This is a genomic window from Castellaniella caeni NBRC 101664 (assembly GCF_001592225.1).
GTDB classification, from domain to species: domain Bacteria; phylum Pseudomonadota; class Gammaproteobacteria; order Burkholderiales; family Burkholderiaceae_B; genus Castellaniella; species Castellaniella caeni.
Genome location: NZ_BCWN01000001.1, coordinates 15,219 through 40,588, shown reverse-complemented (window position 1 = coordinate 40,588; position 25,370 = coordinate 15,219). Strand labels below are relative to the sequence as shown.

The following is a 25,370-nucleotide window of genomic DNA, read 5'->3' as shown; positions in this document are numbered from 1 at the left end:
TGACGTGGGCGTCGAACAGCACGGGCAAGCCAGGAGAACGTCTTGACGACATCCTCGCCGCAGGTGCAACGACACACCAGAGGGTGAAATCGGACAGCGCCGCTGGCATGGCAGCATGCGCCGGGCTGGCGCCAGCCAGCCCCGTCCGTCGGGGCCGGATGGCCCCGTGATCGGCCTGCGGCGTCTGCGCAGACGCCACTCGTTGCCGCGCAACGGGTTTGTCGGGAACGAACCCCGGGGCCGCTCTTGCGGGTTGTTTGAACCCGGCGCAAGCGGCCCGTCGCCGATCAGGGCGGGAACCAGAGCGCCCGGTCGGGGCGTCTGGTAAACCTAATTAAAATGCAGGATCGAGCGTGCGCTGTCAAGCGCCCGGCGCGGCGTGCACCGCGCTGTGGGGCGGCTCGGCGCGGACGGCCTTCCTGCCCGACACGGTCAAATAGGCCCCGTGCTGCCGGTGAGTTAGATCAATTGGCGCAAGACACTTTCCTTTACACTGCACCTTTCAGCCCCCTGATATCACCAAAGGTTTCTCATGAGTCCCAGCCAGAATGTCGTGGATGATCGTTCCAGTCTCACCGGCACCAATCGGTTCGAGCTTCTCCTGTTTCGCCTGGGGACGAACGTCGGTTCCGGGCAGTCCGAACTCTATGGCATCAACGTGCTCAAGGTGCGCGAGATCGTCACCATGCCCACGGTCACCGCGGTGGCCGGCGCCCCCAAATTTTCCCTCGGGGTGGTGCAGCTGCGCGATCAGGTGATTCCCGTCTTCGATCTGCCTGGCATCGTCGGCAACAAGCTCGACAATCCGCCCACGCTGATGCTGGTCACCGAATTTGGCCGCACCACGCAGGCCTTCACGGTTGAATCCGTGGACGATATCGTGCGCCTCGACTGGAACGACGTCATTTCCGCCGAATCCAGCGGCACCTCGCAAAGCCTGGTCAGCAGCATGGCCAAGCTCGACGACAGCGCCGACAATACGCGCCTGGCTCAGGTGCTCGACGTCGAAGCCATCTTGCAGATGGTCACGCCGGAAAAAGACCGCCACCAGGTCGATGCCAAGCAGGTGGGCGACGAAATCGTCCTCAAACCGGGCACGATCGTGCTGGTGGCCGACGACTCCTTCGTGGCCCGCGCGCTGCTCGAACAGGCGCTCAAGGCAATGAAACTGCCCTACGAGATGGTCAAGTCCGGACGCGAGGCTTGGGATCGCCTCAATGTCCTGAAGGCCGCCGCCGAGGCCGAGGGCAAGACCATTCTCGATAAGGTCAGCCTCATGCTCACCGACCTCGAAATGCCCGAAATGGACGGCTTCACGCTCACGCGCAACATCAAGCAGGATGCGCGCATGCGTGCCTTGCCCGTGGTGATCCATTCATCCCTTTCCGGTTCGGCCAACGAAGACCACGTGCGCAGCGTGGGCGCGGACGGCTACGTGGCCAAGTTTTCGGCGGAAGAGCTTGCCGACACCCTGCGCAAGGTGCTTGCCCGTCAGGCCTAGGCCTGGCTCGCGTTTCCGTTGCCGACGCAGGCCCCGCGCCCTTCTGGCCGCGGGGCCTGTGCTTGTGGGCGCGCAGTACGCTACTATGCTCGCTGAATCATATGTTGCAATGCAGCACCTACAGGAGGCTTCACCATGGAAGAGGTAGTCGTTGTACAGGCATGCCGCACGGCGGTTGGCGACTTTGGCGGTTCGCTCAAAGACGTTGCGCCCTGCGACCTGGGCGAGCTGGTCGTGCGCACCGTGCTCGAGCGGGCGGACGTGGCGCCGGACGCCGTGGGGCACGTGGTTTTCGGCCACGTGATCAACACCGAGCCGCGTGACATGTATCTGTCGCGCGTGGCCAGCATCCAGGCGGGCATCCCGCAGGCCACCCCGGCATTCAACGTCAACCGCCTGTGCGGATCGGGCCTGCAGGCCATCGTGTCGGCGGCGCAAAGCATCCTGCTGGGTGATGTCGAAGTGGCCATCGGCGCCGGAGCCGAGAGCATGAGCCGCGCGCCGTACCTGGCCGTGGGGCAGCGCTGGGGCTCGCGCATGGGCGATTCGCGTCTGGTGGACATGATGACCGGGGCCTTGTCCTGCCCCTTCGAGAAGTATCACATGGGCGTCACGGCCGAGAACGTGGCCAAGAAATACGGCATCAGCCGTGAAGACCAGGACGCGCTGGCGCTGGAATCGCACCGCCGCGCCGCCCGCGCCATCGAGCAGGGCTACTTCAAGGGGCAGATCGTGCCTGTGGTGCGCCAGACGCGCAAGGGCGACGTGGTGTTCGAGCAGGACGAGCACGTGCGCTTCGACGCCAGCCTCGAGAGCTTCAGCAAGCTGAAACCCGTGTTCGCCAAGGAAAACGGCACGGTCACGGCGGGCAATGCTTCGGGCTTGAACGACGGTGCCGCCGCCGTGCTGCTCATGAGCGCCAAGGCGGCCCAGGCGCGAGGGCTCAAGCCCATGGCGCGCCTGGTGTCGTACGGCCACGCGGGGGTTGACCCCGCATACATGGGTATCGGCCCGGTGCCCGCGACACGCAGCGCCTTGCAGCGTGCGGGCCTGACGCTCGACCAGATCGACGTCATCGAGGCCAACGAGGCCTTTGCCGCCCAGGCGTGCGCCGTGTCGCGCGAGCTGGGCTTCGATCCGGCCAAGGTCAACCCCAACGGCAGCGGCATCAGCCTGGGGCACCCCATCGGCGCCACGGGGGCGCTCATCACGGTCAAGGCCTTGCACGAGCTCGAGCGCGTGCAGGGGCGCCATGCCCTGGTGACGATGTGCATCGGTGGCGGACAGGGCATCGCCGCCATCTTCGAGCGGCTTTAACCTTCGGCGGGGGGGCGCCGCGTCGTGTCCGGCCCAGCGCTCCCGCCCAGACTTCGGATCGACGACATGGCACGCCAGCGTACCGCCCGACACCAACGAGAGGCCGACATCGAGGCCGACATCCCCACCCTGTCCGAAGAGGACGGGGTGCGCTATCTGCATTTCAATTCCGAGTGGATTCAAGGGGCCATGCGCACGGCGCGGCCCTCCGAACTGGTGCTGGCGTACACCCAGCAGATGATGGCCTGGCTGCTGTTCGTGCGCCCCGGCATGCGCGACACGCTGGGTATTCTCGGGTTGGGGGCGGGGTCTTTGCTGCGCTTCAGCCTGCGCCACACGCGCGCGCAGATCGAGACGGTCGAGCGCAACCCGGCGGTCACGGCCATGTGCCGGGCCTTTTTTCGCCTGCCGGGCAGCGCCCGCTCGCATATCGACCACGCCGACGCGCGCGACTGGGTGGCGCGGCCCGACGCGGCAGGGCGCTATCGCGCACTGATGGTCGATCTGTACGACAGCCAGGCGCAAGGGCCGGTGTGCGATGAACCGGCGTTCTACCGGGACTGCTTTCGCGTGCTTGACGAACCGGGCGTCATGGCGGTCAATCTGTTTGGTCAGCACGCCAGCTTCGAGCACAATCTGCAAGGCATCCGTGCCGCCTTCAATGGCAAGGTGCTGTGCCTGCCCGAAATCGACGAAGGCAATACCGTCGCGCTGGCGTTCAAAGGGCCGGTGCTCGACGTCTCGGCGCGCACGCTGCTCGATCGGGCCGCCGAACTCGAACAGCGCACCGGGCTGCCCGCGCGGCGCTGGGCGCGCGCGCTTTTGGCGCAGCTGTAGAGCCCGATTCCGGGTGGTCTACAATCGGGGCATCCTCAAACCGGAGAACACTATGCCAGGCTTGCTTCCTCAGGTTGACCCCGATGGTCTGCTCGAATACTCCGTGGTCTATACCGACCGCGCCCTGAATCACATGTCCCAGTCGTTTCAGGGTGTGATGCGCGACATTTCCAAGACGCTGAAGTCGGTGTATGGGGCGCATTCCGCCATCGTCATTCCGGGCAGCGGCACCTTCGGCATGGAGGCCGTGGCCCGGCAATTTGCCACGGGCAAGCGCGTGCTGGTCATCCGCAACGGCTGGTTCAGCTATCGCTGGTCGCAAATCTTCGAGACCGGGCACATCCCCGCGCAAGAACGGGTGCTCAAGGCGCGCCCCATCGAATCCGGCAACCAGCCCTTTTTCGCACCGCCGCCGGTTGAAGAAGTCATCGCCGCCGTCAAAGAATTCAAGCCCGAGGTAGTCTTCGCGGCCCACGTCGAAACCGCGTCGGGCATCATGCTGCCCAACGACTACATTCGCCAAGTAGCCGATGCCGTGCACGCCGAAGGCGGCCTGTTCGTGCTCGACTGCATCGCCTCGGGCACCATCTGGGTCAATATGCAAGACGTGCACGTCGACGTGCTGATCTCGGCGCCGCAAAAGGGCTGGACCTCGTCGGCTTGCTGCGGCCTGGTGATGCTGGGTGAAGCGGCCCGCAAGCACATCGAAACCACGCAAAGCACCAGCTTTGCCTGCGACCTGCGCAAGTGGTTGGGCATCATGGAAGCCTACGAAAAAGGCGGGCACGCCTATTACACGACCCTGCCCACCGATTCGCTCACGGTGCTGCGCAACGTCATGGCTGAGACGCACACCTATGGCTACGAGCGCGTCAAGGCCGAGCAGCAGCAACTGGGCGACGCCGTGCGCAAGCTCTTGCGCGAGCGCGGTTTCAAGAGCGTGGCGGCGCCCGGCTTCGAGGCCCCGGGCGTGGTGGTCAGCTACACCACCGACGACGGCATCCAGTCCACGCGCAAGTTTGCCGAAGCCGGCCTGCAGGCCGCCGCCGGCGTGCCGCTGGCCTGCGACGAACCCGAAGGCTTCAAGACCTTCCGTCTGGGTCTGTTCGGGCTCGACAAGCTCAACCACGTCGAGCGCACGGTGCAGACGCTGGCCCAGGCGCTTGATCGCATGCAGTAGTCCCGGTCGCGGGCTTCACGGGCGCAGACGGTAGCCCGTGCGGAAAATCCAGGCCACGATGGCCAGGCACAGTGCGAGAAACAGGGCGGTCATGCCCAGGCTCAGGCCGACGTTGACGTCGGCCAGGCCAAAGAAGCTCCAGCGAAAGCCGCTTACCAGGTACACCACCGGGTTGAAGAGCGTCACGGTCTGCCAGAAGGGCGGCAGCATGTCGATGGAATAAAAACTGCCCCCCAGGAAGGTCAGTGGGGTGATGATGAGCAGCGGCACGAACTGCAGTTTTTCAAAGTTGTCGGCCCAGATGCCGATGATGAACCCCAGCAAGCTGAAGGTGAACGCCGTCAGCACCATGAAGGCCAGCATGGCGGCGGGATGGTCGATGCGCAGCGGCACGAACAGCGCTGCCGTGGCCAGGATGATGATGCCCAGGATGATGGACTTGGTGGCGGCCGCCCCCACGTAGCCCAACAGGATCTCGACGTACGAGACCGGGGCCGACATGATCTCGTAGATGGTGCGGGTGAACTTCGGAAAATAAATGCCGAAGGCCGCGTTCGAGACGCTGTGGGTGAGCAGCGACAGCATGATGAGGCCGGGCACGATGAACGCGCCGTAGCTCACGTCGCCCACGTGCTGGATGCGCGAGCCGATGGCCGTGCCGAAGACCACGAAATACAGCGAGGTGGAAATCACCGGCGCCACGATGCTTTGCATCAGGGTACGCCGGGTGCGGGCCATCTCGAAGCGGTAGATGGCGTATAGGGCGCGCCAGTTCATGCGGGCCTCCCGATGAGATCGACGAAGATGTCCTCCAGCGAGCGCTGCTCGGTTTCGAGGTCGGCGATGCCCAGGCCACAGGCCTGCAGGGCGGCCAGCAGGGCCGGTACGTCCGCCCCCGCTTGCGGCGAGGCATAGCGATAGCGCAGCGTATGCGGGTCGCCGCCCGCTTCGAGCGCCCAGGCGGCCAGGGCGTCGGGCACCCGGGACAGGGGTTCGCGCAGGTGCAGGGTGAGGTACTTTTGTCCCAGCTTGCGCATGAGCGCGGATTTTTCTTCGACCAGCAGCAGTTGGCCGTGATTGATGATGCCGATGCGGTCGGCCATTTCTTCGGCCTCTTCGATATAGTGCGTGGTGAGGATGACGGTGACGCCTTCGGCGCGCAGACTGCGCACGAGCGCCCACATGTCCTTGCGCAGGGCGACGTCCACGCCCGCCGTGGGTTCGTCCAGAAACAGGACGCTGGGTTCGTGCGACAGGGCCTTGGCGATCATGACGCGTCGCTTCATGCCGCCCGACAGGGTGATGAGCATGCTGTTGCGCTTGTCCCAGAGCGACAGGGCGCGCAAGATGCGTTCGATGGTGGTGGGTGAGGGCGCCAGGCCGAACAGCCCCCGGGTGAAACTGACCGTATCCCAGACGGTTTCAAAGGCGTCGGTGGTGAGTTCCTGCGGCACCAGGCCGATGGCCGAGCGGGCGGCCCGGTAGTCGCGTACGATGTCGTGGCCCGCCACCCGCACGCTGCCGCCGCTGGGGTTGACCAGGCCGCAGACGATGCTGATAAGCGTGGTCTTGCCCGCCCCGTTGGGGCCCAGCAGGGCGAAGATTTCGCCGGCCCGGATGTCCAGGCTGACGTCGCGCAGGGCCTGGTGGCCAGTGGCGTAGGTTTTGCTAAGCTTGTGGATGGCAATGACCGGATCGGTATCGCCTGCGGTGTCTGTCATGGGTTTCTCGGTGGGGCCGTGCCCGTGGCAGGCCGGGATGAACGTCGCGGATGGAGAAGCATAGTTGCGTTCCAGTATTACATTCAAGTTGTTCCTGGCCATTCTGGCAAGCTGCATCGTGGTGGCCCTCGCCATGGGCACCGCCGTGCGCTTCAGTTTCGACAGCGGTTTTGACGACTACGTGCAAGAGCGCGAGCAGCAGCGCCTGGACACCCTGGCCCAGCTGCTGGCCGCGGATTACCTCGAGGCGCAGGGCTGGCAGTTTCTGTCGGATCGGCGCGACCGCTGGTGGCGCAGCCTGCGCCTGTCGCGCCGTGACCTGCCGGACGGGCGCGAGCACGACGAGCCGCCCCTGCGGGTCATGCTGGCCGATGCCCAGGGCGACTGGCTGGCCGGGCCAAAGCTGCCGCCGTCGCCCAGCCTGCGCCGCATGCCTGTGCGCGCCGATGGGCAGGTGGTCGGCTGGCTGTACACCTTGCCGCCGATGGCGCACGTCATCAACGACGAGATCGACCGCCAGTTTCAGGCGCGGCAGCTGCGGGCCACCTGGGTGATCGTCAGCCTCTCGGTGCTGCTGGCGGCGCTCGTCAGCCTGCTGCTGGCGCGCGTGCTGCTGGTGCCCGTGCGGCGCATGGCGCAGGCTACCCACCGGCTCGCCGAAGGCCATTACCGGACCCGCGTGCGGGTAGGCGCGCCCGACGAGCTGGGCCGCCTGGCGCGGGATTTCAACCGCCTGGCTCATAGCCTTGAACGCCACGAGCAGTGGCGCCGCGAGCTGATGGCCGACGTCTCCCACGAGCTGCGCACGCCGCTGGCGGTGCTGCGTGGCGAGATCGAGGCCTTGCAAGACGGTCTGCGCCCGCTCGATGGCAATGCCCTGGGGTCGCTGGCGCACGAGGTCAGCCAGCTCAGTCAGTTGATCGACGACCTGTACGACCTGTCCCTGGCCGATGCCGGGGCGCTCAACTATCATATGCAGCCGGTCGATCTGGGTGTGCTGGTGGCCCAGGCGGTCGATGCCGTACAAGATCGCTTCCAGCGTCGCGGCATCGCCATCGACCTGCAGGCCGAAGAGCGCTTGGTGATGCAGGGCGACCAGCGGCGTCTGCTGCAGCTGGTGAGCAATCTGTTGGAAAACAGCCTGCGCTACACCGACAGCCCGGGACGCGTCCGGGTGCGGGCGCATCGCACGCGCCAGGCCATCGAGCTCGACGTCGCCGATACGGCGCCGGGCGTGGCGCCCGAGCAGCTGCCGCGGCTGTTCGACCGCCTGTATCGTGCGGAGGCCTCGCGCAGTCGCCAGCACGGCGGGGCCGGGCTGGGGCTGGCCATTTGCCGCAGCATCGTCCAGGCCCACGGCGGTCAGATCACGGCGGCCGCCTCCGACCTGGGCGGGCTGGCCATTCGCATCCGCTGGCCGACAGACGCCGCCAGCACACTTTGAGCAGGGTGAACGATGAAGGTTCTGGTGGTTGAAGACGAGCCCAAGCTGGCTCAGGTGCTGCAGACGTATCTCGAAGCGGCCAGCTACGAGGTGCGCTGCGTGGCCGATGGCCTGCTGGTCATGGACGCCGTGCAGCAGTGGCAGCCCGCGCTGGTGTTGCTCGATCTCATGCTGCCCGGGCGCGATGGGCTGGACATTTGCCGCGACATCCGCGCGCAGACCCGCATTCCGGTCATCATGGTCACGGCGCGCACCGAAGAAATCGACCGCCTGCTGGGGCTGGAACTGGGGGCGGACGACTACATCTGCAAGCCTTACAGCCCGCGCGAAGTGGTGGCCCGCGTGCGTGCCGTGCTGCGCCGCGCCGAAGGGCGCGCCGATCCTGTGGCCGACCCGGCGACGGGTCTGCAGATCGTGGCCGACGCCTGGCAGGCGCGCCTCGATGGCGTGCTGCTCGATCTCACGCCCGTCGAATTCCGTCTGCTCAGCCTGCTGGCCAGCCAGCCGGGCCGCATTTTCTCGCGCGACCAGGTGCTCGATGGCCTGTACGACGATCACCGGGTCGTCACCGACCGCACGGTGGACAGCCACATCAAGAACTTGCGCCGCAAACTGGCGGCCATCCGCCCCGAAGGCGAGCTGATTCGCTCGGTGTATGGGGTGGGATATCGGCTGGACTTGGACGCCGCGGCCAGTTGAGCGTCCCGGCCCGGCGGTGTTGCGTGGGGCCGGGGACGTGTGCCGTGCGGGCCCGCTTGGGCGGCGGGCCCACATGCGCGCCGGGCCGTGTTACGGCTGGGCCACGCCGGGGTTGTGGCCCGTCAGTCGTCCGCCGGCGGGCGTGGAGTTTGCTCCCAGCACGACGCCATTGACCTTCTGGCCGTACAGGTCGTTCTTGCCACCATGGTGCGCCTTGATCGTGGCTTGCAGGTCGCCCGCGTGGCGGGGGTCTTGCGGGCGTTCGTGCGCGTTCATGAAGTAAGCGACGTCCCAGGCCTCCTGCACCGTCAGGGTCTCGCCCTGGCTCAGTGGCATGTTGGCGTGAATGAACGCCGCCGCCGTGCTGATGGAGTGCATGCCCGCGCCCCAGTTGAACGAATCATCGCCCCACAGCGCGGGGAACACCATCTTGCCGGTGGCGTCGTGCTGCCCCTGGCCCTGTGCGCCGTGGCACAGGGCGCAGTGTTGTTCGAACACCTGCCCGCCGCGCACGTATGTCGGCTCTTGCGCGGGTTTGTCGAGCGCCGGGAAGCCCTGGCCGACGAGCTTGACACCCGTCGGGGCGCCCTTGGCCATCCAGTACATATAGCTTTCCAGATCGACGATGGTCTGGCTGTCGGCGGGCGGCATCTTGCCGTTCATGCTGAACTGGAAACAGCCCTGCAGGCGCTCGGCCAGCGTGTTGACGTGGCCGTTCTTGGCCCGGTAGGCGGGGTACAGCACGTAGGCCGCCCACATGGGCGAAGCATTGCCCTGGCGGCCGGCGTCCATGTGGCAGCTGGCGCAGTTCAGCGAGTTGCCGACGTATTGCGAGGCGAATTTCGCCGTGTGCAGGAAAATGTCCTGGCCGCGCAGAACGGCTTCGCCGAAGGGGCCTTCAGGCAGGGCGTTGGCGGGCGGCGGCGTGAATTGCGGGACGGCGGGCCTGGCGCTGCGCGTCATCGAGCGCCGACGCAATGGGTTTCATGACGGCGCTCTGGCGCGTCCCGTCGGCCAGCGCGGCCAGCTGCTCGCGCAGGTAGTCCGCGCCCTGGCCGGCCAGATACGGAAAATTGGCCGCCGCCGAGCCTTCGCCCTGGGCGCCGTGGCAGGCGATGCAGGCGGGGGCGCCGTTGGCCCCCTGGGTATAGATTTGCTTGCCCTGATCGAGCAGGGTGTCCGCGTGCGCGCTGGACAGTGCGGACAAACTGAGGCACCCTGCAAACACAGGAACCCAGGCCAGGCGCGAGCCTCGCGTACCGATAGTCATCATTCCTCTTCCTGAACATGAATCGATTGTTGATATATCTCAACATTATAAGCATGGTTATTTCAGCTATTAAGGATGCCAACGGGCCGGTGCCACCAGTCTGGGGGCGCCGCGCGCGGGCGGCGGGCGTCGCCCTGCTGTGTGGTCTGTTGGTGGCTTGCGCCGGGGGGCCGTCCGGCGGGCGCCGGTCGGCCATGATGGTCAAGCCCATCGATCCGGCGCAGCGCGCGGAAGTGGTCATGACCGCGCTCAGCCTGCTCGACACACAATACCGCTACGGCAGCGCGCGTCCGGCCCAGGGCTTCGACTGCAGCGGGCTGGTGAAATACGTGTTTGCAACGGCTGCACACACCCCGCTGCCGCACAGCACCGATCAGATCGCCCGCCTGAGCCAGCCGATCGCGCGCCGCGACCTCCAGCCCGGCGATCTGGTCTTCTTCAACACCCTGGGGCAGCCCAATTCGCACATGGGCATCTACGTGGGCGGCGGGCGCTTCATCAACGCGCCGTCCACGGGCGGACAGGTGCGCCTCGACGCCCTGGACAGCCCGTATTACCGGCGGCATTTCCAGTCCGTGGGCACTTTGTTTGCCCGCTGAAAAGGTGCTTGGAGCAGACAGCGAAAGAGCCCCGGACAGGGGCTCTTGGGTGCTGACGGATGGAGTGGATGTAGTGGATGTCGCGGATGCGGTGCGCGTGTCCGTGGTTGCGACTGCCTGGAACGTGAGCAGCGGCCTGGGCGGCGTACGGCGAAACCGGGCCGGCGGGCCGTTTGATCCGGCCTGCCGGCCCGTCTGATTACGATTTCATGCCGCCTTTGCCCCCCTTGTCGCCCATGTGCCGGGTGTGGCGCTCGGCGAGCTTCTGGCGCTGATCGGGCGTGAGCACGGCGCGAATTTGCGACTGCGTCTGGGCGCGCAGCAGGGCGAGCTGGCCTTGGGCCTGGCCCAGGGCGTCAGCGGCCTGCTTGGCCTTGGCCGGATCGAAGGTGTCGGCCTGGCCCAGTTCGCGCAGCGAGCGCATGGCTTCCTTGGCGGCCTTCTTCTGGTCGTAGACCGCTTGTTCCTGGTCGTGGCGAATTTTGAAAATCTGGTCTTGCTGGGCTTGCGTCAGGTCGAGCCCGCGCAGCCAGCCGTCACCGTGATGGCCCCAGGCGTGGCCGGTTTTCTGGAAGTGGCGGGCGCCGCCGTCGGCCGGGCCTGTATTGGCGGCCGAGGCGGCCAGCGGCGCGGCGACGATGGCGGCGGCCAGGGCCAGGGTGGAGAGCGTGCGGGTGGGCATGAATGTCATGGTGCGTCCTTTTCAGTGGCGCCGCACCCCGGTGGTGCGGCCATGGACACAGATTAAAGAGACAGTGCGGCGCAATGATGAACGAATTATGAAAAAAATGAGCAGCCCGCACGGGGCGGGCGCTTGAACGACCCGCGCGCCGGGTCGGGCCGCTGCCCGGGTTCGCAACGCGGCGCGGGCTGCGCAGGCAGCGGATTCAAGGACGCGCATCGGCCGGACGGGACGTTGGGGCCGTCAGCCGCGTGCCGCCTCGCCGCTGGCGCCTTCGGGCCAGTAGTAGCTGTCGGGCAGCGCGCGCGAACCGAAAATGGCCTGGCCCACCCGCACCGTGGTGGCGCCTTCTTCGATGGCCCATTCAAAGTCGCCCGACATGCCCATGGACAGCTCGGCGAAGTCCGCGCCCTGGGGGGCGTCCTGGCGCAGCCGCTCGCGCAGCGTGCGCAGCGTGACGAAGCAGGGGCGCACGTGGTTCTCGTCGGATGAGAACAGCGCCAGCGTCATGAGGCCGCGCACCTTGAGCGCGCTGTAGGCGGGCAGGGCGCGGGCGAAGTCGAGCACCTGGTCGGGCGCCAGGCCGAACTTGCTGTCTTCGTGCGAGGTGTTCACCTGCACAAAGACGTCGAGGCTGCGGCCTTCTTCCTGCAGGCGTCGATCCAGGGCCTCGGCCACGCGCAGGTTGTCGAGCGCCTGGAATTCTTGCGCGAAGCGGGCGACGAACTTGGCCTTGTTGGTCTGCAGGTGGCCGATGACAGCCCAGTGCAGGTCGGTGAGGTCGGCCATTTGTTCCCATTTGCCGTAGGCCTCTTGCACCTTGTTTTCACCCAGCAGCCGACAGCCCGCCGCATAGGCCATGCGGATGCGCGACTCGTCCACCGTCTTGCTGACGGGCAGCAGCCGCACCTCGGCGGGGTCGCGCCCGGCGCGCTGGCAGGCGGCCTCGATGCGCTGGCGGATGTCGGCCAGGTTGGCCTCGATTTCCGTCTGGGAGGACGCGGTGTGGTAAGCCGGTCGGCTTGGGGGGACAGCACTCATGGACAGCCTCGAATCTTGCAGTGAAAGTATGTTTTAGGATAACCCCAATAGTCGGCCCCTGCCGCGCGGGCGGCCACCCGCGCATTTGCGCGCGCGCAGACGATCGCGCGCGCAAGGGCGCCCGTTGCGGCGGCGGCTCGCTAAAATGGCTGAACGCATGAACGGAGACATCCATGACCTCGATATTCGACCAGAACCTGCCTCAGACGTCCGCCAATTTTGCGCCCTTGACGCCGCTGCTGTACCTGGAGCGTGCGGCGGATGTGTATCCGCGGCGGCTGGCCGTGGTGCATGGCCTGGGGGCGGGCGCCATCCGCCATACCTGGCTCGAACTGTATCAACGCTGTCGGCGCCTGGCCAGCGCCTTGACCCGCGTCGGCGTCCGGCGCGGCGACACGGTCGCGGTCATGCTGCCCAACATCCCGGCCATGGTCGAGGCGCACTTTGGCATTCCCATGAGCGGGGCCGTCGTCAACACCTTGAACACGCGGCTGGACGCCGCGACACTGGCCTTCATGCTCGATCACGGCGAGGCCCGCGTGGTCATCGTCGATCGCGAGTTTTCCCGCGTGATGCGCGAGGCGCTGGGCTTGCGCAAGCGCACCGAGCCCTTGCTGGTGGTGGACGTCAACGACCCCCTGTACGATGGGCCGGGCGAGGCCATCGGCACGCTCGACTACGAAGCCTGGCTGGCGCAGGGCGACCCCGATGCCGCCTGGCTGCTGCCCGAATCCGAATGGGACGCGATTTCCCTGAACTACACCAGCGGCACCACCGGCAACCCCAAGGGGGTGGTCTACCACCATCGCGGGGCGGCTATCAACGCCGTTTCCAACATCCTCGAATGGGACATGCCCAAGCACTCGGTCTATCTCTGGACGCTGCCCATGTTCCACTGTAACGGCTGGTGCTTTCCCTGGACGGTCGCCGCCCGGGCCGGGGTCAATGTCTGCCTGCGGCGTGTCGAGGCCGCCGCCATGGTCGAGCGCATGGTCGAGCATGGGGTGACGCACTACTGTGGCGCGCCTATCGTCCAGAGCATGCTGGTCAACGCGCCGCAGGCCCTGCGCGAGCGCATTCCGGCGGGCATCAGCGCCATGGTGGCGGGGGCTGCGCCGCCCGCGTCGATGATCGAAGGCATGGAATCCCTGGGCATCGACCTCACGCACGTCTACGGCCTCACCGAGGTCTACGGCCCCGCCACGGTCTGCGCCAAGCATGCCGACTGGGACGCTCTCGACATTGGCGAGCGCGCCCGCCTCAATGCACGCCAGGGGGTGCGCTACCACCTCGAGCGCGCCGCCGACGTGCTCGATCCGGCCACCCTGCAGCCGGTGCCGCACGATGGGCAGACGATGGGCGAGATCATGTTTCAGGGCAACATCTGCATGAAGGGCTACCTGAAGAATCCCGCCGCCACCGACGAAGCCTTCGCGGGGGGCTGGTTTCACAGCGGCGATCTGGCCGTGGTTGACCCCGACGGCTACATCAAGATCAAGGATCGCTCCAAGGACATCATCATCTCCGGTGGCGAGAACATTTCCTCCATCGAGGTCGAAGACGTGCTGTACCGCCATCCGGCGGTGCTGGCCGCCGCCGTGGTGGCCCGCCCGGACGAACGCTGGGGCGAAACCCCGTGCGCCTTCGTCGAGCTCAAGGCGGATGCGCGCGTCACGGTGGAAGACATCATTGCCCATTGCAAGCAGCATCTGGCGGGCTACAAGGTGCCGCGCATGGTGGTGTTCGGCGAGCTGCCCAAGACCTCCACTGGCAAGATCCAGAAATTCGAGCTGCGCCAGCGGGCGGCCCGCCCGGCATGACGGCGCCCGGCGACCTGGCCCACGTGCTGCTCAGCCCGGCCCAGATGGGCGCGGCGGATCGTGCCGCCGCAAGCGCCGGGATTTCCGTTGCACGCCTCATGGAGGCCGCGGGCCGCGCCGTGGCCGAGGCGGTGATGCGGCGCTGGAGCGCCCGCCCCGTCCTGGTGCTGTGCGGCCCGGGCAACAATGGTGGCGACGGTTTCGTGGCCGCGCGGCTGCTGCGGGCCGCGCACTGGCCCGTGCGCGTGGCGCTTCTGGGTTCGCGCGAGGCGCTGCGCGATGCGGCGGCGTGCGCGGCTGCCGCCTGGGCGGGGCCCATCGAAGTGGCGGGTGCCGCGGCGCTGGCCGGGGCCGAGCTGGTGGTGGACGGCTTGCTGGGAGCGGGCCTGAGCCGCGCCCCCGCGCAGGGCCTGGCCGCGCTGATCGAGGCCATCAATGCCTCGGGCCTGCCGGTGTGCGCCATCGACGTGCCCACAGGCCTGGACGGCGCCAACGGCCAATGTCCCGGCGTGGCGCTGCAAGCGCAACTGACGGTCACTTTCTTTCGCCGCAAGCCCGGCCATCTGCTGCTGCCGGGGCGCGTGCTGTGCGGTGAGCTGCAGTGCGCCGATATTGGCATTCCGGCCGCAGTGCTAGAGCCGCTGGGCGCGCGGGTGTGGGCCAACGATCCGCAGCTGTGGCAGGCTGGGTTTCCCTGGCCGCGCACGGGCGACCACAAATACCGCCGGGGGCACGCGCTGGTCGTCGGTGGCGCGCAGATGCTTGGCGCCAGCCGCCTGGCCTGCCTGGCGGCGGCTCGTACGGCGGCGGGCCTGGTCACCCTGGCCGTACCGTCGTCGGTCTGGGCCATCCAGGCGGGGGCGCTCACGTCGGTGCTGGTCGAGGCCCTGGGTGCAGGTGGGCAGCTGGACGCGGCCCTGGCCGACCCACGGCGCAATGCGGTGCTCATCGGCCCAGGCCTGGGGCGGCAGCCTGCGGCGCGCGCGCAGGTGCTGGCCGTGCTGGCCACCCGGCGGCCCTGCGTCCTGGACGCTGATGCCCTGAGCGTGTTCGCCGCGCAGCCTGATACCTTGCTCGATGCCCTGCACGCAGGATGCGTGCTCACGCCGCACGAGGGCGAATTCGCCCGCCTGTTTTCCCTGGCGGGCGACAAGCTTGGCCGGGCGCGGGGCGCCGCGCGGCGCAGCGGCGCCGTGGTGGTGCTCAAGGGCGCCGACACCGTGATCGCAGCACCCGACGGGCGCTGCGTCATCAATGACAACGCCCCACCCAGCCTGGCCACCGCCGGTTCGGGCGACGTGCTCAGCGGCTGCCTGGTGGGGCTGCTGGCCGCTGGCATGTCGGCTTTCGAGGCCGCTTGCGCTGCCGTCTGGCTGCACGGCCTGGCGGCCGATCGCCTGGGGCTGGGTCTGTTGGCCGAAGATTTGCCCGCGGCGCTGCCTGGGGCGCTAGAATCGCTCGCACGGCTGACGGACGATCCGTCGGCGTCTTCCTCATTGTCCAGGTAACAGGGGCAGGTCTTGCCGCAGGCACCCACCTTCACTATCGACGCACCAGACTCACCCTCGACGGCCCCACGGATCGATGCGCTCGCGTGTCCGACGGGCGAGGGGGGGCGCGCGCCCGATGGGTCGGCTGTTCTGGATGACGCTGCCGCCATGGCGCTGGCGCTGGCGCAGGCGCGCCAGGCCGCCGAGCTGGGCGAGGTGCCGGTGGGCGCCGTCGTGCTGGATGCCGCGGGCCACCTGCTGGCAAGCGGCCACAACCGCACCATCCTGGATCAAGACCCCACGGCCCACGCCGAGATCGTGGCCTTGCGCCAGGCCGCCCGGCGGCTGAACAACTACCGGCTCACCGGCGCGCGCCTGTACGTCACGCTCGAACCTTGCGCCATGTGCCTGGGGGCCATGTTCCACGCGCGCCTGGCGCAGATCACCTTTGGCGCCGCCGACCCCAAGACCGGCGCGTGCGGTGGCGTGGTCGATCTCGGCGCACAGCCGCGGCTCAATCACCACGCGCTCATCCAGGGCGGCGTCCGCGCCGCCGAAGGCGCGGCCCTGCTGCGCCACTTTTTCCAGACGCGCCGCGCCGCCGCGCGCCGCGCGAAAACGCCATCCACCGTCAGTGAAGATCACGCCACCATGAGCACTCAGAAAAGCACGCAGAAAAAAGCCACAGAAGCCCCGATCGACGCGATGCCGCCTGTCGTGGATGCGCACCTCGCGGCGGGCTCCGGCGGAGCCTCGGCCGCCCGCCAGGGCCCCGCTGCGGGCGAGGGCGCCCGGGGTCATGGCCCCCACGCTGCCCATACCCACTGGGCCTGCCCGGACGGGGATACGCATCATCATCACCACGAGGTTCCGTCGGGCATTTATCTCTTTTCGCCCTCGGGCGCCGTGGCCGATCCCGCCGTGCTCGACCTTGCCGTGCAGCGCCTCAAGGGCATGGGCTACAAGGTGGCCGTGGATCGCACCGCCTGCGCGGTGCACGAGCGTTTTGCCGGCACCGACAAGCAGCGCCTGGCGAGCATCGCGCGCGCGCTCAAGCAGAAGCACCCCGTGGTGATGGCGACACGCGGCGGCTACGGCCTGAGCCGCCTGCTGCCCGCCATCGACTGGCAGGCCGTGGCCGACAGCGGCAAGACGTTCATCGGCCAAAGCGATTTCACCGCCTTCAGCCTGGCCTTGCTGGCGCGCACCGGGGCCGTCAGCCTGGCCGGCCCCACCGCGCTGTACGATTTCGGCGGCAAGAAGGTGGACGACCTCACCCAGGCCCTGTTTCAAGAAACCCTGTCAGGCGAACTCGAAATCCTCAGCTTCGAATCGCCCGATGCCGATGCGGTGGACGCGCGCGGCATTCTGTGGGGCGGCAATCTTGCCATGGTGGCGTCTCTGGTGGGCACGCCCTACCTGCCGGACATCGACGGCGGCATTCTGTTTCTCGAAGACATCGCCGAGCACCCGTTTCGCATCGAACGCATGCTCACGCAACTGTGGCATGCGGGCGTGCTCGCCCGGCAGCGTGCCATCGTCCTGGGGCAGTTCACCGATTATCGGCTGGCGCCCCACGACAATGGCTATGACCTGGCCGCCGTGGTGCGCTGGCTGCGCGCCACCATCAAGGTGCCGGTGATCACCGGCCTGCCCTACGGCCACGTGCGCGTCAAGGCCACCTTGCCGGTGGGTGCCCAGGTGGGCATCGCCACCGAAGACGGCATGGCGCACCTGGTGCTGCAAGAACATACGCACTGAGGCATGCGCGTCGAAGCACGCGCGGCCGGGTTCAGGGCAGGATCGAGCCCGCGTGCGAAGCGGCGAGCGGGGGCGCTGCCGCCAACAATGGCGGGCAGGCGGCCCGCGCCCAGCTTGGGATGCGCTCTCTGCTAAACTAACAGATTGTTTTCTCACCACTTTTCCCCCACATCCCCCACCGTGATCTCCACTAACAACCTCACCATCCAGTTCGGCAGCAAACCCCTTTTTGAAAACGTCAGCGTCAAATTCGGCGATGGCAACCGCTATGGCCTCATCGGCGCCAACGGTTCGGGCAAATCCACCCTGATGAAGATCATCGGCGGCGATCTCGAAGCCACCTCGGGCAACGTGGCGCTCGAGCCGGGCCTGCGGCTGGGCAAGTTGCGCCAGGATCAGTTCGCCTTCGAGGACGTGCGCGTACTGGACGTGGTGATGATGGGGCACGTCGAGATGTGGCAGACCATGGCCGATCGTGACGCCATCTATGCCAACCCTGAGGCCACCGAAGACGATTACATGCGGGCGGCCGAGCTCGAAGGCAAGTTTGCCGAATACGACGGCTACACCGCCGAGGCGCGCGCGGGCGAACTGTTGCTGGGGCTGGAAATCCCGGTCGAGCAGCACCAGCTGCTGATGCGCGAGATCGCGCCGGGCTGGAAACTGCGCGTGCTGCTGGCCCAGGCCCTGTTTTCCAACCCCGACGTGCTGCTGCTCGACGAGCCTACCAACAACCTCGACATCAACACCATCCGCTGGCTGGAAACCGTGCTCAATGGGTACGACAGCACCATGATCATCATCAGCCACGACCGTCACTTTCTCAACCAGGTCTGCACCCACATGGCCGACCTCGACTACGGCGAGCTGCGGGTCTATCCAGGCAATTATGACGACTACATGCTGGCTTCCACCCAGGCACGCGAGCGTCAGCTGGCGGCCAATGCGCGCGCCAAAGATCGCGTCACCGAGCTGCAAGACTTTGTGCGCCGCTTTGCCGCCAACAAGTCCAAGTCGCGCCAGGCCACCTCGCGCCTGAAGCAGATCGACCGCATCAAGTCCGAAACTGTACAGGTCAAGCCATCGTCGCGGCAAAACCCCTACATCCGCTTCGAGGTCAACAAGGTGCTGCACCGCCAGGCCGTACACATCGAAGACCTGTCCAAGGCCTTCGACCGGCCCATCATCCAGGGTCTGTCCACCATGATCGAGGCCGGGCAGAAAGTCGCCATCATCGGCGCCAACGGGGTGGGCAAGACCACGCTGCTGCGCATGCTGGCCGGCAAGCTGCCGCCCGACGACGGCGCGGTGCGCTGGTCGGAAAACGCCGACATCGGCTACATGGCGCAAGACGTCTCCGATCAGTTCGACTCCGACCGCGACCTGTTCGACTGGATGACCGACTACCGCCAGCCGGGTGACGAAGACCAGTCGATCCGCTCGGTGCTGGGGCGCCTGCTGTTTTCGGGCGACGAGATCACCAAGGCCGTGCGCGTGCTGTCCGGGGGCGAGAAAAACCGCATGAGCTTTGGCCGCCTGATGCTGGGGCGCCACAACGTCATGCTGATGGACGAGCCCACCAACCACCTGGACATGGAATCCATCGAGTCGCTGCAGTATGCGCTTGAGCAATATCCCGGCACCCTGGTGTTCGTCTCGCACGACCGCCAGTTCGTCTCCGGCGTGGCGACGCGCGTCATCGAGATCCTGCCCGATGGCCGTCTCAACGATTACCCGGGCACCTACGAAGAATATCTGTCCTCGCAGGGCATCGAGGTCTAGGCCTGGCGTTGGCCCGCACGCTCACCGGCCCGGCGCGCCACGAGGCGGACATCCGCAAGAGCCGCTTTCTCGCCCTGGCGGCACCCGTGGACGGCCCCGCTGCGGCGCAGGCCTTTCTCGACGGGCACCGCGATCCGCAGGCCACGCACAATTGCTGGGCCTGGCAAGTGGGCGATCAATACCGTTTCAGCGACGATGGCGAGCCGGGCGGCACTGCGGGGCGCCCCATCCTGCAGGCGATTCAATCGCAGGACTGCGATCGTGTGGCGGTGCTGGTGATCCGCTGGTTTGGCGGTATCAAGCTGGGCACGGGCGGGCTGGCGCGCGCCTATGGCGGCACGGCGGCGGAATGCCTGCGCCTGGCCGACAAGACCGAGCTGCGTGACGAGTGCCAGGTGCGCTGCACCTGTCCGTACCCCGAGCTGGATCGCGTGCAGGCGCGTTTGCTGGCGGCCGGCGCGCGTATCGAGGCCGCCGAGTTTGACGCGCAGGGCGTCATCTGGACGCTGGCCGTGGCCAAAGCCGAGGCGGCGGCGCTGGAATCCTTGTACATCGACCAGACGCGCGGTCAGGGCAGCTGGCAGGTGTCTGCCGATGCGGGAGGCCAGCCGCGCTGACCCCCGCCGGTGGTGCCATCGGTGCCCCTGTTGGTGTGCCTTGGCGCCAGCCGGAATACATCGACCATGAATAAAGGCCCGGGCGCTGGCGCGTATCCGGGCCTTGATGCGCGCGCAGCCCTCTGTGGGGCTGCCAGGGCAACGGCTTGGTCTAGTGCGTCGTGGACGACGCCTTTTCCTGTTCGGCGATCTGGGCGTGCACCTGCGCCATGTCCACCGCCTTGACCTGCGTGATCAGCTCTTCGAGCTGCGAAGCGGCCAGGGCGCCAGCCTGCTGAAACAGCAGCACGTTTTCGCGGAACACCATGAGTGTGGGGATGGAGCGGATGCCCAGCGCGCCTGCGAGCTCTTGCTGTTCTTCGGTGTTGATCTTGGCGAAGGTGACGTCGGCGTGTTTTTCGGCGGCGGCTTCGAAGGTGGGGGCAAACTGGCGGCAGGGGCCGCACCACGGCGCCCAGAGGTCGATGATGAGGGGTTGTTCGGCTTTGGTGGCTTCCTGGAAGGTTTCCTGGGTGAGTTCGATGATGCTCATGTGGACTCCGGTCGGTTGACGACGGGCAGGAGATGCCTGCCGTGATGAAGTGCAGATGGGGGCAGTGTACCGTGCTTGCAAGTGCCGCTTGTCTCCAATCTTTTCAGCGGGGCGGCGAGGTGCGGCGGGCACTGTCGGGCGCCCGCCGGTTGACGTGGCGAACGTCGCCGCTTATTCGGGGAACAGCGTGTATTTGATGACGAACAGCACGGCGACCAGCAGCGTGGCCGGGTGAATTTCGCGGGCACGCCCCGACAGTACCTTGATGACGGTGTAGCTGATGAAGCCAAAGGCGAGGCCGTTGGCGATGGAGTAGGTGAGCGGCATGGCCACGGCGGCGATGGCGGCGGGCACCGATTCGGTGATGTCTTCCCAGTCGACCGATACCAGCTCGCGCAGCATCAGGCAGGCCACGTACAGCAGGGCGGGGGCCGTGGCGTAGGCGGGCACGATGCCGGCCAGCGGCGACAGAAAGAGCGCCAGCAGAAAGAGCACGGCGATCACCAGCGCGGTGAGACCGGTGCGGCCCCCGGCCTGCACCCCCGAGGCGCTTTCGACGTAGGCCGTGGTGCTGCTGGTGCCCAGCATCGAGCCCGCCACGATGGCGCAGCTGTCGGACAGCAGTGCGCGGCCCAGGCGGCCCGGGTTGTTGGGGCTGACCAGCCCGGCGCGGGTGGCGATGCCGATCATGGTGCCGGTGGCGTCGAACACTTCAACCAGCACGAAGACCAGGATGATGTGGAAAAAACCTGTGCTCAGCACCCCGGCGATGTCCAGCTTGAAGAAAGTGGGATCGAGGCTGGGCGGCATGGAGACGATGCCGCGGTATTCGGTGTAGCCCGTGACCACCGCCAGCAGCGTGATGGCCAGGATGCCGATGAGGATGGCCCCCTTGATGCGCAAGGCCCCCAGCGCCGCGATGATGAAAAAGCCCAGGATGGCAAACAGCGTGGTGGCATGGGTGAGGTCGCCCAGGCCCACCATGGTGGCCTTGTTGGGGACGACGATGCCCGCCGTCTTCAGGGCGATGATGCCCAGGAACAGGCCGATACCCGCCGCGATGGCGGCGCGCAGCGAGGGCGGGATGCCCGCCACCAGCCATTCACGCGCACCCGTGACCGTGAGGATGACGAACACCACGCCCGAGATGAACACAGCCCCCAGCGCTTGCTGCCAGGTGTAGCCCATCTGCGCCACGACCGTGAAGGCGAAGAAGGCGTTCAGCCCCATGCCCGGCGCCATGCCGATGGGCCAGTTGGCCACGAAGGCCATGATGAGCGAGCCCAGCGCGGCGGCCAGGCAAGTGGCCACGAAGACCGAGCCGTGATCCATGCCCGTGCTCGACAGGATGTCGGGGTTGACGAAGACGATGTAGGACATCGTGAGAAACGTCGTGATGCCCGCCAGTAGTTCGGTGCGGGCATTGGTCTCGTGTTCTCTGAGCTTGAAAAGCTGTTCGAGCATGGTTGTATCCCCAAGGATGGATGCTGTTACTGTTATTGACTGCGTGTTTTGCAACCCAGGTATTCTAAGGCGCGTAAAACCCTTTTGGGAACCGCTGTAAACTGGCGCCCTATGCTCATCATCGGATTTGAAAGCTCGTGTGACGAGACCGGAGTGGCCGTGGCCTGCACCGAACGCGGCCTGCTGGCGCACGCCCTGTACAGTCAGATTGCCATGCACCGCGAATACGGCGGCGTCGTGCCCGAACTCGCCTCGCGCGATCACATCCGCCGCATCGTGCCGCTGACGCGCCAGGTGTTGGACGAAGCCGGGGTCGCGCCCGCCGATCTCGACGCGGTCGCCTACACGGCGGGCCCGGGGCTGGCGGGGGCCTTGCTGGTGGGCGCCGGTTTCGCCCGCGCCTTCGCCTGGGGGCGCGGCCTGCCCGCCATCCCCATCCACCACCTCGAAGGTCATCTGCTGTCACCCCTGCTGGCGGACGACGTGCCCGCCTTTCCCTTCGTGGCCCTGCTCGTCTCAGGCGGGCACACGCAACTTATGCGCGTCGATGGCGTGGGGCGCTACGCCCTGCTGGGCGAGACGCTCGACGACGCGGCGGGCGAGGCCTTCGACAAGAGCGCCAAGCTGCTGGGCCTGGGCTATCCCGGCGGGCCCGAACTCTCGCGCCTGGCGCAGCAGGGCGACCCCAAGGCCTGTGCGCTGCCGCGCCCCATGCTGCACAGCCACGATCTGGATTTCAGCTTCAGCGGCCTGAAGACCGCGGTGCTCACGCGCATGCGGGCGCTGCAGGCCGAAGGGCGGGAAACCGATCTCGCCGCGCGCGCCGACCTCGCCGCGGGCACCGAAGCCGCCATCGTGGACGTGCTGGCCGCAAAATCCCTGCAGGCGCTGCGCCAGACGGGCCTGAAGCGCCTGGTCGTGGCGGGCGGGGTGGGGGCCAACGGCCGTCTGCGCGAGCAGCTGACGCAGGCGCTGGCCAAGCTGGGCGGGCAGGTGTATTTTCCGCCCCTGCACTTGTGCACCGACAACGGCGCCATGATTGCCTGGGCCGCCGTGCAGCGGGTGCGCGCCGGGCTGATCCGCCTGGACGATTACCGCGATGCCGCTTTTGCCGTGCGTCCACGCTGGGATTTACAGGACGTGTGCGTTTCGGCTTCCTGATTTCTGGCGGCTTCCCGCTGGCGAGCGGCCCAGGGCTGAAGTGCCTGTCGGCGCCCGCGGGCGCCGTGCCTCATGAGCCCGATTTTTTCTTGCCGCCGATGCGGCTTTCCTTGCCCGCGATCAGGCGGGCGATGTTTTCGTGGTGGCGGGCAAGCAGCAGCACGCTGATGGCCACGATGACCGAGGCCGTCAGCGCGTCGATGTGCCAGGCCACCTTGTCGCCCAGCACATAGTAAAAGGGGGCGAAGACGGCGGCGATGATGGCCGCCAGCGATGAGTAGCGCGTGACGAAGGCGATGATGATCCAGGTCAGTGCCGTGGCGAGCGCCAGCCAGGGCTGCAGGCCCAGCAGCACCCCCAGGGCGGTGGCCACGCCCTTGCCGCCGTGAAACCGCAAGAACACCGGATACAGATGCCCCAGGAAAGCGCCCAGCCCGGCCAGCGGGATGGCCGCCTCGGGCAGCCAGGCCTGGGCAACGCCCCAGGTGGCCAGCCAGACGGCCAGCCAGCCCTTGGCGGCGTCGCCGACCAGGGTGAGCAGCGCGGCCAGCTTGTTGCCGCCGCGCAGCACGTTGGTGGCCCCCGGATTGCCGGAGCCGAAGCTGCGTGGATCGCGCAGCCCCATCAGGTGGCTGACGACCACCGCAAACGAGACCGAGCCCATCAGGTAGCCGACCAGCAGGCTCAGGCCGGTGCCCGCCAGGAGAAACGATTCAGACATAAAGTAGGTGGTTTTTCAGAGACACGAAAGAGATGGCGGCCATTCTATAGCCCTCGTGCCGCGCCGTCATCATGTTGGGGGATATCCCCGAGTACAATTCGCACCATCCAGTATCAAGCAGGTAGATGAAGGCATGCGCATTTTGGTCACCAACGACGACGGCTATAACGCACCGGGCATCGAGGCGCTGGTCGCGGCCTTGCGCCTGCTGGGCGAGGTCACTGTCGTGGCGCCCGAGACCAACTGCAGCGGCGCCTCCAACTCGCTCACCCTGCGCCGCCCGCTGTCCGTGCGCCAGGCGGCCAATGGCTACTATTTCGTCAATGGCACGCCATCGGACTGCGTGCACGTGGCCCTCACGGGCTTGCTCGACTTCCATCCCGACCTGCTCGTGTCGGGGATCAACAACGGAGCCAACCTGGGTGAAGACACGCTGTATTCGGGCACGGTCGCGGCGGCCTCGGAAGGGTTGCTGTTCGGCGTGCCCTCGCTCGCCTTCTCGCTGGTGCAGCGCGAATGGCAGCACCTGGACACCGCGGCGCGCGTCGCCCGGGAAATGGTCGAGCGCTACAAGCACCAGCCCTGGCCGCGCCCGATGCTGCTGAACATCAACATCCCCGCCGTGCCTTACCCGGCCCTCACGGGGTTTCGCGTCACCCGCCTGGGGCGCCGCCACCCGTCCGAGCCAGTCATCCGCAGCACCACCCCCTACGGCGAGACGGTGTACTGGATCGGGCCGGTCGGGCGCGCGCTCGACAGCGGCCCGGACACCGATTTCGGCGCCATCGAGGCGCAGGCGGTTTCCATGACGCCGCTGCGCCTCGATCTCACCGCGCACGATCAGGCGCAGGCCGTCGCGCACTGGATGGACGTCCGATGAACAAGCCCCGGCGCCCCTTGGACAGGCCCCTTGCGCCGCGCGTCTCGCGCAGCCCGGTGCGCAGCTCCACGCTGGGGCCGGGTTATTCGGTGGCCAACAGCAACGCCCGTATTCTGGGCCCGCAGGCGCTGGCGCCCACGTTGGCGGCGCAGCGGCAGATGGCGCAGGCCGCCGGCAATCTGGGCCTGAATTCCGACCGCCTGCGCACGCAGATGGTGCGCCGCCTGCGCGATCAGGGCATCCGCGACGACCGCGTACTGGCCGCCATCCAGGCGGTCGCACGGCACGATTTCGTCGATCAGGGCCTGGCCAGCCGGGCCTACGAAGACGCGGCGCTGCCCATCGGTTACGGCCAGACCATCTCCCAGCCCTGGGTCGTGGCCTACATGCTGGCCGTGATGTGCGAAGGGCGTTCGCCCGAGCGGGTGCTGGAAATCGGCGCCGGCTGCGGCTACCAGGCCGCCGTTCTGGCCCAGTTCGTGCCCGAGGTCTACACCGTCGAACGCATCCGCGGCCTCTACGATCAGGCCCGGCTCAATCTGGCGCAGATCCGTGCCCGGGGCCACATCCGCCTGTCGTTTGGCGACGGCATGCAGGGGCTTGAACACCGGGCGCCGTTCGATGGCATTGTCGTGGCCGCTGCGGGCGTTAAAATCCCAGAAGTCTTGCTGCATCAACTGGCGGTCGGGGCGCGTCTCATCGCCCCCGAGGGCGCCACGCACCAAAGATTGATTTTGTTCGAGCGCACGGGCCCGTCGTCCTGGCACCGGGTCGAGCTCGAAGATGTCCGATTCGTACCGCTGCGTCCCGGAACGCAGACCTAAGTACTCAGTATTCAGTAGGAGAACCAC

At 67.2% G+C, this 25,370-nt stretch carries 24 protein-coding genes and 1 pseudogene; 16 read left to right on the top strand and 9 right to left on the bottom strand.

The genetic code is table 11. The annotated features are described in order from the left end of the window. Positions 1-532 precede the first annotated feature (532 nt). The 4 genes from CCA01S_RS00200 (at position 533) to CCA01S_RS00185 (ending at position 4,835) form a co-directional block, all read left to right on the top strand. Complete coding sequence (locus tag CCA01S_RS00200; protein ID WP_066452586.1) at positions 533-1,501, top strand: chemotaxis protein; 969 nt, start codon at positions 533-535, stop codon at positions 1,499-1,501. Positions 1,502-1,636: 135 nt separating this feature from the next. Beyond that, positions 1,637-2,818 carry a beta-ketothiolase BktB gene (gene bktB, locus CCA01S_RS00195; protein ID WP_066452585.1) on the top strand — a complete coding sequence of 394 codons (1,182 nt, stop codon included), beginning with the start codon at positions 1,637-1,639 and terminating at the stop codon, positions 2,816-2,818. Between the two features lie 66 nt (positions 2,819-2,884). Beyond that, positions 2,885-3,655 (top strand): class I SAM-dependent methyltransferase, encoded by a 771-nt coding sequence (locus CCA01S_RS00190; RefSeq protein WP_066452584.1) that lies wholly within the window; start codon positions 2,885-2,887, stop codon positions 3,653-3,655. 52 nt (positions 3,656-3,707) lie between these two features. After that, entirely contained in the window at positions 3,708-4,835 is a 1,128-nt protein-coding gene (locus CCA01S_RS00185) for an aminotransferase class V-fold PLP-dependent enzyme (RefSeq protein WP_066452583.1), read from the top strand. A 15-nt stretch (positions 4,836-4,850) separates the two neighbouring features. Here the strand turns inward: CCA01S_RS00185 and CCA01S_RS00180 are convergent, their stop codons facing one another. Next, positions 4,851-5,612, bottom strand: a complete 762-nt coding sequence (locus tag CCA01S_RS00180; RefSeq protein ID WP_066452582.1) for an ABC transporter permease — start codon at positions 5,610-5,612, stop codon at positions 4,851-4,853. Beyond that, positions 5,609-6,556 (bottom strand): ABC transporter ATP-binding protein, encoded by a 948-nt coding sequence (locus CCA01S_RS00175; protein ID WP_066452581.1) that lies wholly within the window; start codon positions 6,554-6,556, stop codon positions 5,609-5,611. The genes CCA01S_RS00180 and CCA01S_RS00175 overlap by 4 nt, the downstream gene beginning before the upstream one ends. Before the next feature lie 64 nt (positions 6,557-6,620). On the opposite strand from CCA01S_RS00175, the gene CCA01S_RS00170 reads away from it, so the two are divergent. Both CCA01S_RS00170 and CCA01S_RS00165 read left to right on the top strand, forming a co-directional pair. Next, on the top strand, positions 6,621-8,000 hold the full coding sequence (locus CCA01S_RS00170) for an ATP-binding protein (protein ID WP_084386251.1): 1,380 nt from the start codon (positions 6,621-6,623) through the stop codon (positions 7,998-8,000). 12 nt (positions 8,001-8,012) lie between these two features. Next, the gene (locus tag CCA01S_RS00165) at positions 8,013-8,699 is read left to right on the top strand and encodes a response regulator (RefSeq protein WP_066452578.1); all 687 of its coding nucleotides are present in this window, start codon (positions 8,013-8,015) and stop codon (positions 8,697-8,699) included. A 90-nt stretch (positions 8,700-8,789) separates the two neighbouring features. On the opposite strand, the gene CCA01S_RS00160 is transcribed toward CCA01S_RS00165, so the two are convergent. Beyond that, entirely contained in the window at positions 8,790-9,662 is an 873-nt protein-coding gene (locus CCA01S_RS00160; RefSeq protein WP_066452573.1) for a c-type cytochrome, read from the bottom strand. After that, on the bottom strand, positions 9,598-9,972 hold the full coding sequence (locus CCA01S_RS00155) for a c-type cytochrome (protein ID WP_066452570.1): 375 nt from the start codon (positions 9,970-9,972) through the stop codon (positions 9,598-9,600). Before CCA01S_RS00155 ends, CCA01S_RS00160 begins: the two co-directional genes overlap by 65 nt. Positions 9,973-10,058: 86 nt before the next feature. Between CCA01S_RS00155 and CCA01S_RS00150 the strand changes: the two genes are divergently transcribed. After that, positions 10,059-10,568, top strand: coding sequence for a C40 family peptidase (locus CCA01S_RS00150; protein WP_232304920.1), 510 nt, complete (start codon positions 10,059-10,061; stop codon positions 10,566-10,568). Positions 10,569-10,767: 199 nt separating this feature from the next. Here the strand turns inward: CCA01S_RS00150 and CCA01S_RS00145 are convergent, their stop codons facing one another. Then, positions 10,768-11,259: a Spy/CpxP family protein refolding chaperone gene (locus CCA01S_RS00145; RefSeq protein WP_066452568.1), complete on the bottom strand. Its 492-nt coding sequence runs from the start codon at positions 11,257-11,259 to the stop codon at positions 10,768-10,770. A gap of 234 nt (positions 11,260-11,493) precedes the next feature. Continuing rightward, positions 11,494-12,291 carry a YggS family pyridoxal phosphate-dependent enzyme gene (locus tag CCA01S_RS00140; protein WP_066452563.1) on the bottom strand — a complete coding sequence of 266 codons (798 nt, stop codon included), beginning with the start codon at positions 12,289-12,291 and terminating at the stop codon, positions 11,494-11,496. Positions 12,292-12,464: 173 nt separating this feature from the next. Between CCA01S_RS00140 and CCA01S_RS00135 the strand changes: the two genes are divergently transcribed. The 6 genes and pseudogenes from CCA01S_RS00135 (at position 12,465) to CCA01S_RS00115 (ending at position 19,761) form a co-directional block, all read left to right on the top strand. Next, positions 12,465-14,111, top strand: a complete 1,647-nt coding sequence (locus CCA01S_RS00135) for an acyl-CoA synthetase (RefSeq protein ID WP_066452561.1) — start codon at positions 12,465-12,467, stop codon at positions 14,109-14,111. Then, the gene (locus tag CCA01S_RS00130; RefSeq protein ID WP_066452558.1) at positions 14,108-15,619 is read left to right on the top strand and encodes a bifunctional ADP-dependent NAD(P)H-hydrate dehydratase/NAD(P)H-hydrate epimerase; all 1,512 of its coding nucleotides are present in this window, start codon (positions 14,108-14,110) and stop codon (positions 15,617-15,619) included. The genes CCA01S_RS00135 and CCA01S_RS00130 overlap by 4 nt, the downstream gene beginning before the upstream one ends. Before the next feature lie 12 nt (positions 15,620-15,631). Then, a pseudogene (gene tadA, locus CCA01S_RS15920) lies at positions 15,632-16,210 on the top strand (tRNA adenosine(34) deaminase TadA); the annotation flags it as partial. 96 nt (positions 16,211-16,306) lie between these two features. Then, the gene (locus CCA01S_RS15915; RefSeq protein ID WP_373278664.1) at positions 16,307-17,362 is read left to right on the top strand and encodes an LD-carboxypeptidase; all 1,056 of its coding nucleotides are present in this window, start codon (positions 16,307-16,309) and stop codon (positions 17,360-17,362) included. Positions 17,363-17,542: 180 nt separating this feature from the next. Beyond that, positions 17,543-19,144: an ABC-F family ATPase gene (locus tag CCA01S_RS00120; RefSeq protein ID WP_066452557.1), complete on the top strand. Its 1,602-nt coding sequence runs from the start codon at positions 17,543-17,545 to the stop codon at positions 19,142-19,144. An 8-nt stretch (positions 19,145-19,152) separates the two neighbouring features. Next, positions 19,153-19,761: an IMPACT family protein gene (locus CCA01S_RS00115; protein WP_066452555.1), complete on the top strand. Its 609-nt coding sequence runs from the start codon at positions 19,153-19,155 to the stop codon at positions 19,759-19,761. 151 nt (positions 19,762-19,912) lie between these two features. On the opposite strand, the gene trxA is transcribed toward CCA01S_RS00115, so the two are convergent. After that, a complete protein-coding gene (trxA, locus tag CCA01S_RS00110; RefSeq protein ID WP_066452554.1) occupies positions 19,913-20,293 on the bottom strand; it encodes a thioredoxin in 381 nt (126 codons plus the stop codon). A 171-nt stretch (positions 20,294-20,464) separates the two neighbouring features. Continuing rightward, complete coding sequence (locus CCA01S_RS00105) at positions 20,465-21,757, bottom strand: NCS2 family permease (protein WP_066452553.1); 1,293 nt, start codon at positions 21,755-21,757, stop codon at positions 20,465-20,467. Positions 21,758-21,868: 111 nt separating this feature from the next. On the opposite strand from CCA01S_RS00105, the gene tsaD reads away from it, so the two are divergent. Then, positions 21,869-22,918 carry a tRNA (adenosine(37)-N6)-threonylcarbamoyltransferase complex transferase subunit TsaD gene (tsaD, locus tag CCA01S_RS00100; RefSeq protein WP_066452551.1) on the top strand — a complete coding sequence of 350 codons (1,050 nt, stop codon included), beginning with the start codon at positions 21,869-21,871 and terminating at the stop codon, positions 22,916-22,918. 70 nt (positions 22,919-22,988) lie between these two features. Here the strand turns inward: tsaD and plsY are convergent, their stop codons facing one another. Continuing rightward, the gene (gene plsY, locus CCA01S_RS00095) at positions 22,989-23,639 is read right to left on the bottom strand and encodes a glycerol-3-phosphate 1-O-acyltransferase PlsY (protein WP_066452548.1); all 651 of its coding nucleotides are present in this window, start codon (positions 23,637-23,639) and stop codon (positions 22,989-22,991) included. A 133-nt stretch (positions 23,640-23,772) separates the two neighbouring features. Between plsY and surE the strand changes: the two genes are divergently transcribed. After that, positions 23,773-24,519 carry a 5'/3'-nucleotidase SurE gene (gene surE, locus CCA01S_RS00090; protein WP_066452546.1) on the top strand — a complete coding sequence of 249 codons (747 nt, stop codon included), beginning with the start codon at positions 23,773-23,775 and terminating at the stop codon, positions 24,517-24,519. Then, complete coding sequence (locus CCA01S_RS00085; RefSeq protein ID WP_066452544.1) at positions 24,516-25,343, top strand: protein-L-isoaspartate(D-aspartate) O-methyltransferase; 828 nt, start codon at positions 24,516-24,518, stop codon at positions 25,341-25,343. Before surE ends, CCA01S_RS00085 begins: the two co-directional genes overlap by 4 nt. Positions 25,344-25,370 lie beyond the last annotated feature (27 nt).

Bases quoted from the DNA above. Each gene is read 5' to 3' on its own strand.
- CCA01S_RS00140 (WP_066452563.1), bottom strand. From the start codon at position 12,291: ATGAGTGCTGTCCCCCCAAGCCGACCGGCTTACCACACCGCGTCCTCC.
- CCA01S_RS00190 (WP_066452584.1), top strand. From the start codon at position 2,885: ATGGCACGCCAGCGTACCGCCCGACACCAACGAGAGGCCGACATCGAG.
- CCA01S_RS00180 (WP_066452582.1), bottom strand. From the start codon at position 5,612: ATGAACTGGCGCGCCCTATACGCCATCTACCGCTTCGAGATGGCCCGC.
- trxA (WP_066452554.1), bottom strand. From the start codon at position 20,293: ATGAGCATCATCGAACTCACCCAGGAAACCTTCCAGGAAGCCACCAAA.
- CCA01S_RS00135 (WP_066452561.1), top strand. From the start codon at position 12,465: ATGACCTCGATATTCGACCAGAACCTGCCTCAGACGTCCGCCAATTTT.
- plsY (WP_066452548.1), bottom strand. From the start codon at position 23,639: ATGTCTGAATCGTTTCTCCTGGCGGGCACCGGCCTGAGCCTGCTGGTC.
- CCA01S_RS00085 (WP_066452544.1), top strand. From the start codon at position 24,516: ATGAACAAGCCCCGGCGCCCCTTGGACAGGCCCCTTGCGCCGCGCGTC.
- CCA01S_RS00105 (WP_066452553.1), bottom strand. From the start codon at position 21,757: ATGCTCGAACAGCTTTTCAAGCTCAGAGAACACGAGACCAATGCCCGC.
- CCA01S_RS00160 (WP_066452573.1), bottom strand. From the start codon at position 9,662: ATGACGCGCAGCGCCAGGCCCGCCGTCCCGCAATTCACGCCGCCGCCC.
- CCA01S_RS00185 (WP_066452583.1), top strand. From the start codon at position 3,708: ATGCCAGGCTTGCTTCCTCAGGTTGACCCCGATGGTCTGCTCGAATAC.
- CCA01S_RS00155 (WP_066452570.1), bottom strand. From the start codon at position 9,972: ATGATGACTATCGGTACGCGAGGCTCGCGCCTGGCCTGGGTTCCTGTG.
- CCA01S_RS00145 (WP_066452568.1), bottom strand. From the start codon at position 11,259: ATGACATTCATGCCCACCCGCACGCTCTCCACCCTGGCCCTGGCCGCC.
- CCA01S_RS15915 (WP_373278664.1), top strand. From the start codon at position 16,307: ATGCCGCCTGTCGTGGATGCGCACCTCGCGGCGGGCTCCGGCGGAGCC.
- tsaD (WP_066452551.1), top strand. From the start codon at position 21,869: ATGCTCATCATCGGATTTGAAAGCTCGTGTGACGAGACCGGAGTGGCC.
- surE (WP_066452546.1), top strand. From the start codon at position 23,773: ATGCGCATTTTGGTCACCAACGACGACGGCTATAACGCACCGGGCATC.
- CCA01S_RS00175 (WP_066452581.1), bottom strand. From the start codon at position 6,556: ATGACAGACACCGCAGGCGATACCGATCCGGTCATTGCCATCCACAAG.
- CCA01S_RS00200 (WP_066452586.1), top strand. From the start codon at position 533: ATGAGTCCCAGCCAGAATGTCGTGGATGATCGTTCCAGTCTCACCGGC.
- CCA01S_RS00165 (WP_066452578.1), top strand. From the start codon at position 8,013: ATGAAGGTTCTGGTGGTTGAAGACGAGCCCAAGCTGGCTCAGGTGCTG.
- CCA01S_RS00130 (WP_066452558.1), top strand. From the start codon at position 14,108: ATGACGGCGCCCGGCGACCTGGCCCACGTGCTGCTCAGCCCGGCCCAG.
- bktB (WP_066452585.1), top strand. From the start codon at position 1,637: ATGGAAGAGGTAGTCGTTGTACAGGCATGCCGCACGGCGGTTGGCGAC.